General features: G+C 40.3%; 12 protein-coding genes. 10 read left to right on the top strand and 2 right to left on the bottom strand.

The window, feature by feature from the left end; genetic code table 11:
- Positions 1-8 precede the first annotated feature (8 nt).
- The 10 genes from ACRPLQ_RS00465 to rnz all read left to right on the top strand — a co-directional run bounded on the left by ACRPLQ_RS00465 (position 9) and on the right by rnz (position 12,184).
- A complete protein-coding gene (locus ACRPLQ_RS00465; protein WP_432235631.1) occupies positions 9-1,127 on the top strand; it encodes a tripeptidase T in 1,119 nt (372 codons plus the stop codon).
- Between the two features lie 224 nt (positions 1,128-1,351).
- Complete coding sequence (locus tag ACRPLQ_RS00470; protein ID WP_367076853.1) at positions 1,352-2,713, top strand: NAD(P)-dependent oxidoreductase; 1,362 nt, start codon at positions 1,352-1,354, stop codon at positions 2,711-2,713.
- 21 nt (positions 2,714-2,734) lie between these two features.
- Positions 2,735-4,015, top strand: coding sequence for an NAD-dependent dihydropyrimidine dehydrogenase subunit PreA (gene preA, locus ACRPLQ_RS00475; protein ID WP_367076854.1), 1,281 nt, complete (start codon positions 2,735-2,737; stop codon positions 4,013-4,015).
- Between the two features lie 19 nt (positions 4,016-4,034).
- Positions 4,035-5,453, top strand: coding sequence for a dihydropyrimidinase (hydA, locus tag ACRPLQ_RS00480; protein WP_165635154.1), 1,419 nt, complete (start codon positions 4,035-4,037; stop codon positions 5,451-5,453).
- A gap of 33 nt (positions 5,454-5,486) precedes the next feature.
- Positions 5,487-5,699 carry a hypothetical protein gene (locus tag ACRPLQ_RS00485; protein ID WP_028411568.1) on the top strand — a complete coding sequence of 71 codons (213 nt, stop codon included), beginning with the start codon at positions 5,487-5,489 and terminating at the stop codon, positions 5,697-5,699.
- 395 nt (positions 5,700-6,094) lie between these two features.
- Positions 6,095-6,286: a hypothetical protein gene (locus ACRPLQ_RS00490; protein ID WP_013059103.1), complete on the top strand. Its 192-nt coding sequence runs from the start codon at positions 6,095-6,097 to the stop codon at positions 6,284-6,286.
- Between the two features lie 139 nt (positions 6,287-6,425).
- Positions 6,426-8,057 (top strand): PucR family transcriptional regulator, encoded by a 1,632-nt coding sequence (locus ACRPLQ_RS00495; RefSeq protein ID WP_033579724.1) that lies wholly within the window; start codon positions 6,426-6,428, stop codon positions 8,055-8,057.
- A 207-nt stretch (positions 8,058-8,264) separates the two neighbouring features.
- Positions 8,265-9,734 (top strand): CoA-acylating methylmalonate-semialdehyde dehydrogenase, encoded by a 1,470-nt coding sequence (locus ACRPLQ_RS00500; protein ID WP_367076855.1) that lies wholly within the window; start codon positions 8,265-8,267, stop codon positions 9,732-9,734.
- Positions 9,735-9,827: 93 nt separating this feature from the next.
- The gene (locus tag ACRPLQ_RS00505; protein ID WP_165635155.1) at positions 9,828-11,186 is read left to right on the top strand and encodes an aspartate aminotransferase family protein; all 1,359 of its coding nucleotides are present in this window, start codon (positions 9,828-9,830) and stop codon (positions 11,184-11,186) included.
- Positions 11,187-11,254: 68 nt separating this feature from the next.
- Entirely contained in the window at positions 11,255-12,184 is a 930-nt protein-coding gene (gene rnz / locus ACRPLQ_RS00510) for a ribonuclease Z (protein ID WP_033579725.1), read from the top strand.
- A gap of 28 nt (positions 12,185-12,212) precedes the next feature.
- On the opposite strand, the gene namA is transcribed toward rnz, so the two are convergent.
- Both namA and proI read right to left on the bottom strand, forming a co-directional pair.
- Positions 12,213-13,229 (bottom strand): NADPH dehydrogenase NamA, encoded by a 1,017-nt coding sequence (namA, locus tag ACRPLQ_RS00515; protein WP_028411563.1) that lies wholly within the window; start codon positions 13,227-13,229, stop codon positions 12,213-12,215.
- A gap of 137 nt (positions 13,230-13,366) precedes the next feature.
- Positions 13,367-14,215, bottom strand: coding sequence for a pyrroline-5-carboxylate reductase ProI (gene proI / locus ACRPLQ_RS00520; RefSeq protein WP_033579726.1), 849 nt, complete (start codon positions 14,213-14,215; stop codon positions 13,367-13,369).
- Positions 14,216-14,364: the final 149 nt, after the last annotated feature.

Genomic DNA, 14,364 nt, shown 5'->3' on the forward strand with positions numbered 1-14,364 from the left:
TACATATTATGATTAATGAACAACGAATCGTTGATTTATTTATTGAATTAGTACAAGTAGACTCAGAAACAAAGCATGAAGAAAAAATCGCTGTTGTACTAAAAGAAAAATTTACCGCATTAGGCGTCGAAGTAGTAGAAGATGATGCCAAAGAAAAAACAGGCCACGGAGCCAACAACTTAATCTGCACACTGCCAGCTACAAAAGAAGGCGTAGACACAATCTACTTTACTTCTCATATGGATACAGTCGTACCTGGAAATGGTATTAAACCATCTATTGAAGATGGCTATATTAAAAGTGACGGCACGACAATTCTTGGAGCGGATGATAAAGCAGGCTTAGCAGCAATGCTAGAAGCAATCACCGTATTAAAAGAAGAAAAAATCGCGCACGGCAAAATTGAATTTATTATTACAGTAGGAGAAGAATCTGGCTTAGTGGGTGCTAAAGCTCTTGATTCTAGTCTTGTAACGGCAAAATTCGGCTATGCTTTAGATAGCGATGGCAAAGTGGGAGACATTATTGTTGCTGCGCCGACGCAAGCAAAAGTAAATGCAACAATTTATGGAAAAACAGCTCATGCGGGTGTAGCTCCTGAACGAGGCGTTTCTGCTATTACGATTGCTTCAAGAGCCATTTCTAAAATGCCGCTTGGACGTATTGATGAAGAGACTACAGCGAATATTGGACGTTTTGAAGGTGGAACGCAAACGAATATCGTGTGTGACCGCGTCGATATTTTAGCAGAAGCTCGTTCATTAATTCCAGAAAAAATGGAAGCACAAGTAGTGAAAATGAAAGAAGCGTTTGAAACAGCTGCACAAGAAATGGGCGGACGTGCAGAAGTTGATATTAAAGTGATGTATCCAGGCTTTAAATTTGGCGATGGAGATCATGTTGTCGAAGTTGCTAAAAAAGCCGTGGCTAATATCGATCGTCCTTCACGCCTGCTTCAAAGCGGAGGCGGAAGCGATGCAAATGTAATCGCAGGCTTTGATATCCCAACAGTAAATTTAGCAGTTGGTTATGAAGACATTCATACAACCAATGAAAAAATTCCGGTAGAAGAACTGGTGAAGACATCTGAACTAGTAGTGTCGATTATTAAAGAAGTAGCAAAATAATAGTTGAAGCCTTGCTTTTATATAAAAGCAAGGCTTTTTACATAGTGAATAGTAAATAGTCTGAATTTTTTAACATAATGTATAATGAAGAAAAGACGGTCGTTTTGTACAATAAAGTTAGTAATACATTTTACAAAGTAGAAGTTGAAAATAACGTATATAAAAAATATGTAAGCGCTTTCAATTTAAGTTTTATCAACAGATATTCTTGGGAGGTTGATGCAATGCGATCACCGGAAAGTTTGCAGTCCATCATTCAAAACTTTAATGAAGTAGAAAAAGGGTTGTCCAATAGAGAAGCAGTCGAAGAATCTAATCGATGTTTGTACTGTTATGATGCACCCTGTATTCAGGCATGCCCTACAGGAATTGACATCCCGACGTTTATTAAAAAAATTGCATCGGGCAATTTAAAGGGCTCTGCCGAAACGATTATGTCTTCGAATCCAGTAGGAGCAAGCTGTTCGAGAGTCTGTCCAACCGATGAACTATGTGAAGGAGCGTGTGTGCTAAACCATTCAACCAAACCAATTATGATTGGAGATTTGCAGCGCTACGCAACGGATTGGGCTATTCAAAATGAACAGGTGCTGTTTGAGAAAGGAAAAGCCAACGGCAAAAAGGTAGCGATTGTTGGGGGAGGTCCGGCTGGTCTCTCTGCAGCAAGAGAACTGGCCCGATTCGGGTACGACGTAACCATTTTTGAAGCGGAAAAACAAGCAGGAGGGTTAAATACATATGGAATCGTGTCGTTCCGTCTTCCTCAAGCGATTTCATTCTGGGAAGTTGAACAAGTAAAAAGCTTAGATGTAAAAATTAAAACAAACGTAAGAATTGGAGAAGATATTCTTCCAAGCGAATTACTGCAGTCATATGACGCGGTTGTATTAGCTATTGGTATGAGTAAGGTGCCTTCTCTACATGTTGAAGGTGAAGAGCTAGACGGTGTGTATGATGCGATTGATTTTGTGAAAAAAACGAAGTCAAAAGCGCTATCAACAGAATTTGTTGGTAAGCGTGTAGCCGTCATTGGAGCGGGAAATACTGCGATTGATGGTGCTACGTGTTCCGTGCGCTTGGGGGCTGAAAATGTTCAAATTTTATACCGTCGTACACGAGAAGAAATGACGGCTTATGATTTTGAATTTGAATTTGCGAAACAAGATGGTGTTGAATTCCGCTGGTTAACGGCTCCTATACGAATTATTGGAGATGAAAATGGTAAGGTGAGCGGGATTGAATGTGTAAAAATGACCCTAACAGATCCAGATGCAGACGGCCGCAGGAAGCCTGTTCCTGTTGAAGATTCAACGTTTACGATTCCAGTCGATGCTGTTGTTAAAGCAATTGGTCAAGAACGTTACCTGTCTTTGATTCAACAATTCCAGCTGAACCATGAAGACGGAGTTGTCTTAATCAATCAAGAGACGTTCCAAACATCAAATCCAAAAGTATTTGCTTGTGGAGACGTCATTTTTGGTAAAGGACAAGGAGAAGCAATGGTTGTGACCGCTGCTCAGCAAGGAAAACAAACGGCGTTAAATATTCATATGCAGTTAACAAAAGAAACAATGGAAACAGCTTAAAATCAGGAGGAGGAGAAATCTATGGCAGATTTAACAACAAATTTAGCAGGTATTCAATCACCAAATCCGTTTTGGCTGGCATCCGCACCGCCAACCAATTCAGGTTATCAAGTGCAGCGTGCATTTGAAGCAGGATGGGGAGGCGCAGTTTGGAAAACGCTTGGTGATCCGATTTTAAATGTTTCCTCTCGATTTGCTGCCGTTGGCTTCAACGGTCAGCGCGTAGCCGGCTTTAACAATATTGAGCTAATCACCGATCGTCCGCTTGAAGTTAATTTGAAGGAAATCTATGAAACGAAAAAGAAGTTTCCTAACCACGCAATTATTGCCTCTCTTATGGTAGAGCCTCAGCAAGAAAAATGGCATGAGATTGTCAAAAAAGTAGAAGATGTAGGAGTAGATGGATTAGAGCTGAACTTTGGCTGTCCGCATGGAATGGCAGAACGAGGGATGGGTGCTGCCTCTGGGCAAGTCCCTGATTTAGTTGAAAAACAAACGTATTGGGCTAAAGAAGTAGCCCAAACGCCGGTCATTGTTAAGCTAACCCCAAATATCACAGATATTACCGTTACAGCAGAAGCAGCGGTTCGAGGTGGTGCCGACGCTGTTAGTATGATTAACACCATTAATAGTTTAGCAGGAGTAGACATTCATTCATGGAATACAATTCCACACGTAGCGGGAAAAGGCGCTCACGGAGGCTATTGCGGCCCGGCTGTTAAGCCGATTGCATTAAACATGGTTGCTGAATGTGCAAGAAGTCCGTTTATTAACGTTCCAATATCTGGTATGGGAGGCGTTTCGAACTGGCAAGAAGCAGTGGAATTTATGCTCATGGGTGCTACAGGTGTGCAAGTATGTACAGCTGCTATGCATCACGGATTCCGCATTGTAGAGGATATGATTCAAGGTCTCAACTATTACTTGGATGAAAGAGGAATCGAAAAAGTAAGCGATATTGTAGGGAAAGCCGTTTCAAAATATTCCGACTGGGGCAACTTAGATCTCAATTATAAAGTAGTGGCTCGCATCGACCCTGATACGTGTATTAACTGCAATAAGTGTCATATTTCTTGTGAAGATACTTCTCACCAATGTATTGATATGTTGAAAGATTCTTCAGGGAAACCTTATTTAAAAGTACGAGAAGAAGATTGTGTAGGCTGTAATTTATGTTCGATTGTATGTCCTGTGGATGGAGCTATATCCATGGTTGAATTACCAAATGAACAACCGCCAATGACGTGGAATGAACGCCAAGCTGCTTTACAAGCGACGGCTGCACAGCGATTGGACGTATAAATACAAAGGGGATGAAGAAATGAAGAAAATCGTTAAAAATGGTGTCATAGTCACAGCAACAGATACGTATAAAGCCGATATTTTAATTGAAAATGGAGTGATTTCGGCAATTGGCTCAGCTTTTGAAGAACAGGGATGCGAAGTGATTGATGCAAAAGGCAACTATGTATTCCCAGGAGGCATCGATCCCCATACTCATTTAGATATGCCGTTTGGAGGGACCGTTACAAAAGACGACTTTGAAACAGGTACAAGAGCAGCAGCTTTTGGAGGTACGACAACTGTTATTGATTTTTGCTTAACCAATAAAGGCGAACCGCTCCAAAAAGCGATCGGCACATGGCATGAAAAATCAAAAGGAAAAGCGGCTATCGATTACAGCTTTCATCTAATGATTGGAGAAATCACGGAAGATGTATTAAATGAGCTTCCTACGATTATTGAAAAAGAAGGAATTACTTCTTTTAAAGTGTTCATGGCCTATAAAAATGTTTTTCAAGCAGACGATGCTACCCTTTACCAAACGCTAGTGCAAGCTAAAAACCTAGGGGCGCTTGTGATGGTACATGCTGAAAATGGAGATGTTATTGAGTATTTAACGGCAAAAGCGCTGGAGCAAGGACAAACTGATCCTATCTATCATGCACTCACTCGTCCTCCGGAAATAGAAGGAGAAGCTACGGGAAGAGCCGCAGTGCTAACCGAGCTTGCTGACTCACAGCTCTATGTTGTTCACGTATCTTGCGCTGAAGCGGTTAAAAAGATTGCTGAAGCAAGGGAAAAAGGCGTAAATATCTGGGGCGAAACGTGTCCGCAGTATTTGACGCTTGACCAAACCTATTTAGAGAAACCGGATTTTGAAGGAGCAAAATACGTATGGTCGCCGCCTTTACGTGAAAAATGGAACCAAGATGTTTTGTGGAATGCCCTGCGTAATGGCGACTTGCAAACGATTGGATCAGATCAGTGCTCGTTTGATTTTAACGGTCAAAAAGATCTAGGAAAAGGAGATTTTACAAAGATTCCAAACGGAGGACCTATTATCGAGGATCGCATGAGCCTTTTATTTTCAGAAGGAGTAGTGAAAAACCGAATTAATATCAATCAGTTTGTGGATATAACATCAACAAAAATTGCGAAGCTGTTCGGACTGTATCCGAAAAAAGGAACGATAGCAGTTGGTGCAGACGCGGATCTGCTTATATTTGACCCTTCTGTTGAACGTGCGATTTCAGCTAAAACGCATCATATGGCAGTTGATTATAGCGCATTTGAGGGAATGAAAGTTACAGGTGAGCCGGTTTCAGTGCTTTGCCGAGGAGAATTTGTCGTAAAAGATAAGCAGTTTGTCGGTCAAAAAGGCTATGGACAGTATACAAAAAGAGCAAAGTTTAATGAGTTAAACACGGCTAACGAAGCTGAAAAATTAACGTTATAAAAACAGATGCCAAAATAGATTGGAGGCAGGGGAATGTCAAGTTACCATGAATATATGGCAGAGCGGGAAAAGATTGATTTTTTGCTGCAAAAAGGATTTAAAATAACGGCTGTAACAGAGAATCTAAGCGGGGCGTTTGTGACGTTTGAACGCATCGAAAAGAATCAAACCGAACAAGAAACGCTTCATATATTGACGGCGGATGCTAGAAAGTATTTTTCATCCTTACTGATTCAACAAGTATAAAAACGAAGGCTGAGACAAAATTATTTTAGCTGAAGGAAGATCCGAACGATGAATCGTTCGGATTTTTTTATTGGTAGGGTGAACGTAGGTTTCACGTATGCAGGTGCTCCTAGATGTTGATGGAAGTAATTTAGTTATGTCTCAATCCCTTTCTTTGTTTACTAAGACCTATAAGTTTTTTACTATATTGGCTGACAAAAGTGATCCGTTTTTGTGTTTTTTTCGTTTTGGATGTGAAACAAAATAACTAGATATTATCCATTGACTGTATTACAGTTGTTACATTTCGTTTACATCGAAAGAGAAAAGGTTTAGTTATCTAGTAAATTGTAGTAAATATTATAGTAGAACGTTTTCACAATAAATCTATTAAATATAAAAAGGGTGTGACACGGATGGATCAAGCTACGCAGTGTATGACACAAGAAGAAACAAAAATTATTGATAAATTAAAAATGGAAATGTTAAATGCAGTGTCACTACAAGATCTGCGTTTTTATAAAAAAGAAATTCACCGAATTAAAGAACAAGCGGTTAAGCGCCACGGTTTTTTTAATAAATTACAGCAAACGGCTCAGAAGCTGTAACGATCCATTATCGTTACAGCTTTTTTCGTTTCTTTTATTAAATATTTTATTTCTTCTAAATATTTAATATAATGTAAGAAGATATAGCTTTTGTTCTACACATATGCGAAATACGCGTTAATGATCCAGGAGACATGATGTGAAATTCGCTAGGGGCGGTGTTGACTTGAAATCATATTTAACAGTAACAGAGATTTTAACAAGGAAACATTTTGTAAACTGTGAAGTAATAGCTGGAGAGAAAGGGCTTACTAATTCTGTGAAGTGGGTGCACGTGATGGAAGTGACGCGCATTAATGAGCTACTAAAAGGAAACGAGCTCATTTTATCAACAGGGGTAGGCTGGGGAGAAGATCCTCAATCTTGTTTATCATTTCTTCAGCAATTAATTTCTTGTAAGGCATCAGGACTGTGTATTGAACTTGGCACTTATACTTCTAAGATTCCGCAAATTGTCATTGATAAAGCGAACGAATGTGATTTTCCGATTATTTTATTTCACGAAGAAGTTCCGTTCGTTGAAATTACGCAAGATGTTCACTCACTTTTAATTAATCAGCATTATCAAATGATTTCCGATTTAGAACAGTATTCTCATCGGCTAAATCAGCTGCTGTTAACAGTTAATGACCCAGCCGTTATCTTACAGTGTTTATATGAATCTACGGGGCTTCTTGTCGGCCTTAAAGTTTCAAATGAATTATTTACCTTTGCTCCGGAGATGGACTTACTCAAACAGCAGCTTCTACTTCATTATATAAGCAGGGAAAATGAGAGTCCGCATTTTACTGAGCAGCCTATTCATTTATTAGGACAAGATTATGCTCAGCTGTATGTCGCCTCTATAAATGAAGCGTTAACAGAACTTGAAGTGCTCACCGTTGACCGGACGGCAACTGCACTTGCTCAGCATTTTTTGAAGGACTTGTATGTCGAAGAGAAAAAAAGAGTAGATGAAACTGAATGGATGACGAAATGGATGAACGGAGAGCTAACTCTTGAACAAATAAAAGATTCTATGCACGAGGTGTGTTCAGATTCTCCTATTCGCGGGGGTATCGTTGTTTGCTGTAAGTGGCAAAGACGGGAAAAGTTTGATCGAACGTATTTTAAGCTGATCTTACGAAGCATCTTTGAACAAGAAGGCTTTCACTTATTAGTCTCCGAGCGAAATCGCGAAGTGTTATTTATTCTTTTGAACAAACGAATGGTTAGCACGTGGAGAGAGAGATTAGAAAGCAGCCTTCACCGCTGGATGAATCAATACGAATCGGATGAAAACTCAAAGCGGAACGCTATTAGCTTTATCGGAATTGGCCAATACTGTGAACAGCTTGACTGTATGCATAAAAGCTATGAAACGGCTAAAGAAACGATTTCGATTCAAGAAATGCTGCAAAAACAAACCATTATTCATTTTTATGATGATTTGCATATGTACCGAATTATTTCGCTTTTACATCAGCATGAAGACTTACAGGAAGTGGTGTTTGAATATCTGCAGCCCGTTATTACATATGATGAAACGTACAATGCAAAACTCATGGAAACATTAAAAATTTATTTAGCATGCAACGGATCTAAACAAGAGACGGCTAAGCGTTTATACATTGTGCGGCAAACGCTGTATCACCGCATTGAAAAACTAGAAAAGCTGCTGGGTGAAGATTTTATGGAGCCGGAAAAACGATTGGCGATTGAATTTATGATTATGGCATATGAATATTTGTTTATGATGAAAAAGTCGCGTGCGGAATTTATAAACGGATAAGTAAGCAGCTGGAAACAGCTGTTTTTTTATGTTGAGGATGATTTTACTATATGTTCATTTTAGTTCATGCTTTCTCCGAGTTCACTGCGCAAAATGTGAAACGAGAATCTAGAGTTGTTTCACATTTTGTCTAATGCAACCACCATTTATTTATTCAATAATAAAGGTAGATTTGTCATTTCTTATTTTTTGAGGAGGCCAAGCGATATGTCAGTTGTGAATAATGATACGCAAGTTTTAAAAAATTACGTGGGCGGAAAATGGGTTGATACGGCAGGGCAAAAATTTGGAGAGGTAATTAATCCATCGACGGGCGAAGTAATTGCAAAAGTACCGCTTTCTACAAAAGAAGACGTAGCCAATGCGGTGGAAACAGCGCAAAAAACATTTGAAACATGGCGTAGCGTTCCTGCTCCAAAACGAGCAAGATTAATGTTTGCGTTTCAGCATTTACTAGTTAAGCATCACGAAGAGTTAGCGAAATTAGTTGTACAAGAAAACGGCAAGGCTTTTAAAGAAGCTTACGGTGAAGTACAGCGCGGTATTGAATGCGTGGAGTTTGCTGCGGGTGCTCCTACTTTATTAATGGGAGAATCATTAAATAACATAGCGGAAGAAATTGATTCTGAAATGTTCCGTTTCCCACTTGGTGTTGTCGGAGGCATCACACCTTTTAATTTTCCAATGATGGTACCGCTGTGGATGTTCCCGCTTGCCATTGTATGTGGAAATACGTTTGTATTAAAACCGTCTGAGCGAACGCCGCTTTTAGCAACGCGACTTGCTGAACTTTTTACAGAAGCAGGAGCACCGGATGGATTATTAAATATTGTACACGGGGCACATGATGTCGTGAATGGATTAATAGAGCACGAAAAAGTTAAAGCGATTTCATTCGTCGGATCGCAGCCGGTAGCAAAGTATGTTTATGAACAAGCTGCAGCTCAAGGGAAACGAGTTCAGGCTTTATCCGGAGCTAAAAATCATCATGTTGTGATGCCAGACTGCGATATGGATAAAGCGGTATCCCATATTATCAGCTCGGCTTATGGAAGTGCCGGCCAGCGATGCATGGCTTGCAGCGCCGTGGTCGTAGTTGGTGAAAAAGGAGATGAATTCGTCGCAAAATTAAAGCAAAAAGCAGATGAATTAATTATGGGAAGCGGATTTGATGATGAAGTGCTTCTAACGCCCGTGATTCGAAAAGAGCACCGTGATAAGGTGCTGGATTATATTGAACTTGGCATGAAAGAAGGGGCGGAACTCATTCGTGACGGACGTAAAGAAATGGATGAACATGCAGAAGGAAATTTCTTAGGAGCAACCATTTTTGACCGCGTAACTCCTGATATGACCATTGCTAAAGAAGAGATTTTTGCACCTGTACTAAGCTTGCTTCGCGCTGACACATTAGATGAAGCACTTCGCTATATGGAAAAATCTCGTTTTGGAAATGGAGCAACGATTTATACAAAAGATGCAAAAGCGGTGCGTCAATTTAGAGAAGAAGCAGATGCGGGTATGCTCGGCATTAACGTAGGAGTACCTGCTACGATGGCCTTCTTCCCATTCTCCGGCTGGAAAGACTCTTTTTACGGAGATTTGCATGTAAACGGCAAAGACGGTTTGAACTTCTTTACACGTAAAAAGATGGTTACATCACGCTTTGACTTTTAACATATAGATGAATATAGCAAGTGGCTTCGGCATTTTGTCGAAGTCTTTTCATACAGAAAAAAATACCGCGCTAGCGATTTGGGAGTGGATAAGATGGTACAGGTCAGTCAAAATGAAAAAGATCTGCGTGCAAAAGATGAGCAGTATGTATGGCATGGAATGAAACCATACAGTCCGGATGCAACGATGGTAGCTACAAAAGCAAAAGGTGCTTGGATTACAGATGAACAAGGAAATCGCTATTTAGATGCAATGGCAGGGCTTTGGTGTGTAAATACCGGGTATGGACGGGATGAGTTAGCGCTTGCAGCTTATGAGCAGCTAAAAGAACTGGCTTATTTTCCGCTCACTCAATCTCACGTACCTGCTATCAAACTAGCAGAGAAGCTAAATGAAATGCTAGGTGATGATTATGTTATCTTCTTTTCAAATAGCGGATCTGAAGCAAATGAAACGGCTTTTAAAATTGTGCGTCAATACCATCAGCAAAAAGGAGAGCATTCTCGCTACAAATTTATTTCGCGTTACCGAGGGTATCACGGAAATTCAATGGGCGCACTAGCAGCAACGGGCCAAGCTCAGCGTAAATATAAATATGAACCGCTTGCTCCTGGCTTTATTCACGTTGCGCCGCCTGATTCATACCGAGGGCAAGATGACTACCATGCGCCAAAAGAAGAGCTTCAATCTGTAAAAGATATTGACAATGTCATGACGTGGGAGCTAAGCGAAACGATTGCCGCTGTTATTATGGAGCCAATTATTACAGGTGGAGGAATTCTTTTACCGCCTCAAAATTATATGAAAGGCGTAAAAGAAACGTGTGAAAAACACGGTGCACTTCTAATTGTAGATGAAGTTATTTGCGGCTTTGGACGTACAGGAGAAGCCTTTGGTTTTATGAACTACGATGTAAAACCAGATATCATTACCATGGCAAAAGGAATTACAAGCGCATATCTTCCGCTCTCGGCAACTGCTGTTAAAAAAGAAATCTATGAAGCGTTCAAAGATAGCGATCAGTACGAGTATTTTCGCCACGTTAATACATTTGGAGGAAGCCCGGCTGCGTGTGCACTGGCATTAAAGAATTTAGAAATTATGGAAAGAGAAAATCTGTTTGATCGTTCTAAACAGCTCGGGGCTTACGTATTAAGTGAGCTAACGTCGCTTATTGATAGCCACCCATACGTTGGAGATGTAAGAGGTAAAGGGCTTTTAATCGGAATTGAACTTGTAGCTGATAAGCAAACGAAGGAACCGCTAGACGTTAATCTTGTAAATGAAGTGATTGCTAAATGTAAAAGCAAAGGAGTCATTATTGGGAAAAATGGAGCAACGGTAGCCGGCTATAATAATGTTCTCACGCTCTCGCCGCCGCTCAACATTGAGGAAAGTGATATTGAGCTGTTATTAGCTACTATTACGTATGCGCTTGACAGCATCAAATAGGTAAGTTTGCAAAAAGCCTGTATAATATACTTACAGGCTTTTTGTGCGTGTGAAGGAGGAAGTAGAAAATGGAATTGTTATTTTTAGGAACGGGTGCAGGAGTACCAGCAAAACAGCGGAATGTTTCATCTCTTGCGCTCGAACTTTTGCAAGAAAGAGGGGCGGTGTGGCTTTTTGATTGCGGAGAAGCAACGCAGCATCAAATTTTACATACAACCGTTAAACCGAGACGAATTGAGAAAATTTTTATTACGCACCTTCACGGTGATCATATTTATGGCTTACCTGGACTCCTTGGAAGCCGTTCGTTTCAAGGCGGAGAATCGCTGCTTACTGTATACGGGCCAAAAGGAATTAAAGAATTTATTGAAGTCACGCTTGCTGTAAGTCAAACTCATCTGCAATATCCTCTAGAGGTTGTTGAAATAGAAGAGGAAAGTGAAAGTGGAACGATTTTTGAAGATGAAACTTTTTCAGTGGAGTTTGGCAAACTTGAACATGGCATTTTATCTTATGGATATCGCGTTGTCGAAAAAGATTTGCCAGGGTCACTGGACGTTCAGCGTTTAAGAGAAATGAATATTCCCCCAGGGCCTCATTATCAGCAGTTAAAAGAAGGGAAAGAAGTAGTATTAAAAGATGGGCGTCTAATCAATGGACAAGAGTTTGTAGGAGAACCTAAAAAAGGGAAGGTCATCACGGTTTTAGGAGATACAAGAAGGTGCACGCAAAGTGTTCAGCTTGCTATGCATGCGAATGTGTTAATCCATGAAGCTACGTTTGCAGCGGGAGACGAGGAGCTTGCTTACAACTATTTTCATTCTACTGCAAAAGAAGCCGCTGAAATTGCTAAAACAGCATCGGCCGAGCGTCTTATTTTATCTCATATCAGTTCGCGTTACCAAGGAGACGCAGTCAGCCAGTTAGCAGAAGGAGCAAAAGAAATTTTTCCGAATACCGATATAGCAGAAGACTTAAAAAGGTTTACGATTTCATAGAAAAAGACGAGGATATCCTCGTCTTTTTTTACCATCCGCGTTCGTACTGAACGGGTGCTGAAAGTGTTTCATTTAATTCTTTTGCCGCCGTGCGCGGGAAGTACGGATCGCGTAGAAGTTCGCGCGCAACAAAAATTAAATCAGCGCGTTCGCTTTGTAAAACCTCTTCAGCTTGTCGTCCAGTTGTAATTAATCCAACTGCGCCTGTATCAATATTTGCCTGCTGCTTAATTTTATCTGCAAACGGCACTTGATAGCCAGGGTATACGTTGATTGGAGCATGTACAAGAGCACCGGAACTAACGTCAATTAAGTCGACGCCTTGTTCTTTCATCCATTTTGCAAATACAACGTGATCATCGACTGTTAATCCGCCTTCTGTATAGTCAGAAGCAGAAACACGGACAAATAAAGGACCGTCCCACTCTGTTTTCACAGCGTCAATAATTTCCTTTAAGAAACGATAGCGGTTTTCTGCGCTGCCGCCATATTCGTCGCTGCGTTTATTGCTTAGCGGTGATAGGAATTGATGTACTAAATAACCGTGTGCCGCGTGAAGCTCGATAATATCAAATCCAGCTTCCTTTGAGCGTCGAGCGCTTTCTTTAAAGGCAGAAATCGTTTCATGAATTTGTTCTGTGGTCATTTCCACAGGTTTTTTACTTTTATCATCAAAAGCAATCGCAGAAGGAGCATAAATATCGCCTTCAACAGTTGCTTTACGTCCTGCGTGTGCAAGTTGAATGGCCGTTTTTGCACCGTTTTCTTTTAGCTGTGTCACAAGTTTTGTTAATCCATCTCTTTGCTCATCATTCCAAATCCCTAAGTCTTGAGCTGAAATACGACCTTGTGGGACGACAGCTGAGGCTTCAACCATAATGAGACCTACTTGTCCAACCGCGCGAGTTGTGTAGTGAACCATATGAAAGTCGGTTACTACTCCGTCTTCTTTTTCGCATGAATACATGCACATTGGTGACATTACAATTCGGTTTTTTAATGTTACGTCTTTCACTGTATAAGGTGAAAATAGTTTTGTTGTCATTCGGTTTAACCTCCAATTATTTCGATACTCTAAACAAAAGTTATTATATCACCGCATTGAAATATCTTTCACATAATCTGCTTATCCATTTTTAATCATAAAAAAACCTCTTTCTTTTTTTAGAAAGAGGTGAACCTTTACGAACGTTTACTCGAGATTTTTTCGTCAATCGTATCTCCTAAATATTTAGAGCGAATGGTAGCTTGTTCAATACACTGCATCATCGCTTCTTGGAAGTTATGAGAAATAAGCTGTTCGATTCCTGCTTCTGTTGTACCGCCAGGACTCATAACTTCTTTTCGAAGTACGGCCGGTGTTTTAGGTGACTGTTTCAGCATTTCTGCAGCACCGATAAGCGTTTGAAGAATTAGTTCATTTGACACTGACGTATCCAAGCCTTGTTTTTCAGCTGCTTTTTCCATTGCTTCTACTAGATAATAGACATACGCTGGGCCGCTTCCAGATAGTCCTGTTACAGCGTGAAGCTGCTCTTCCTCTACAGTTGTAACCGTACCAATCGTTTCAAATAAAGCAGTAGTAACGTTCATATGCTCCGCTGTAGCAAACTTCCCGGGTGCAATGGCTGTAGCCGATAATCCAATAGAAGCAGATGTATTTGGCATAGCTCTTACAACCGCTACTTCTTGGTCAAACAAGTTTACAATTGTGGCAGTCGATACACCCGCTAAAACAGAGAGAACGAGGTGATGGGGACGAATATAGGACTTAATCGTATTGATGCTTTCGGCTACGTCTTTTGGTTTAATAGCAAGCACGACGATATCGCTTTTTTCTATTAACAAGGCATGATTACGCGTAATGTTAATTCCATAGGCGTTTCGAAGTTCGTGAAGTCTTTTATCATTGCTATGATTTGTTACGGTGATTTGGTTGGGGCGAAGCTTTTTATCTGACAGCAGCCCTGAGATCATGGCTTCAGCCATTGATCCAGCTCCAATAAAGGCGATGTTTAAATCCGTTTTCATTAAAATTTCCTCCAGTCATTTGCTATCCAATGAAAACAGATACTGAAATTTCAGTATCTGTTAAAGGTTTGTGTTTGTGTATCTCTTCTTTATAAAATGCATAGTTATCTAAAGATATGAATAAAACTTCACTATATTTCTGTCATTAT

Origin of the sequence: Priestia sp. TRN 1309 (genome assembly GCF_050846875.1) — a bacterium.
In the GTDB taxonomy this organism is placed as follows: Bacteria; Bacillota; Bacilli; order Bacillales; family Bacillaceae_H; genus Priestia; species Priestia zanthoxyli.

Excerpts from the sequence above, each read along its gene's own strand:
- ACRPLQ_RS00500 (WP_367076855.1), top strand. The coding sequence starts at position 8,265 with ATGTCAGTTGTGAATAATGATACGCAAGTTTTAAAAAATTACGTGGGC.
- ACRPLQ_RS00470 (WP_367076853.1), top strand. The coding sequence starts at position 1,352 with ATGCGATCACCGGAAAGTTTGCAGTCCATCATTCAAAACTTTAATGAA.
- ACRPLQ_RS00490 (WP_013059103.1), top strand. The coding sequence starts at position 6,095 with ATGGATCAAGCTACGCAGTGTATGACACAAGAAGAAACAAAAATTATT.
- namA (WP_028411563.1), bottom strand. The coding sequence starts at position 13,229 with ATGACAACAAAACTATTTTCACCTTATACAGTGAAAGACGTAACATTA.
- rnz (WP_033579725.1), top strand. The coding sequence starts at position 11,255 with ATGGAATTGTTATTTTTAGGAACGGGTGCAGGAGTACCAGCAAAACAG.
- ACRPLQ_RS00485 (WP_028411568.1), top strand. The coding sequence starts at position 5,487 with ATGTCAAGTTACCATGAATATATGGCAGAGCGGGAAAAGATTGATTTT.
- ACRPLQ_RS00465 (WP_432235631.1), top strand. The coding sequence starts at position 9 with ATGATTAATGAACAACGAATCGTTGATTTATTTATTGAATTAGTACAA.
- hydA (WP_165635154.1), top strand. The coding sequence starts at position 4,035 with ATGAAGAAAATCGTTAAAAATGGTGTCATAGTCACAGCAACAGATACG.
- ACRPLQ_RS00505 (WP_165635155.1), top strand. The coding sequence starts at position 9,828 with ATGGTACAGGTCAGTCAAAATGAAAAAGATCTGCGTGCAAAAGATGAG.
- preA (WP_367076854.1), top strand. The coding sequence starts at position 2,735 with ATGGCAGATTTAACAACAAATTTAGCAGGTATTCAATCACCAAATCCG.
- proI (WP_033579726.1), bottom strand. The coding sequence starts at position 14,215 with ATGAAAACGGATTTAAACATCGCCTTTATTGGAGCTGGATCAATGGCT.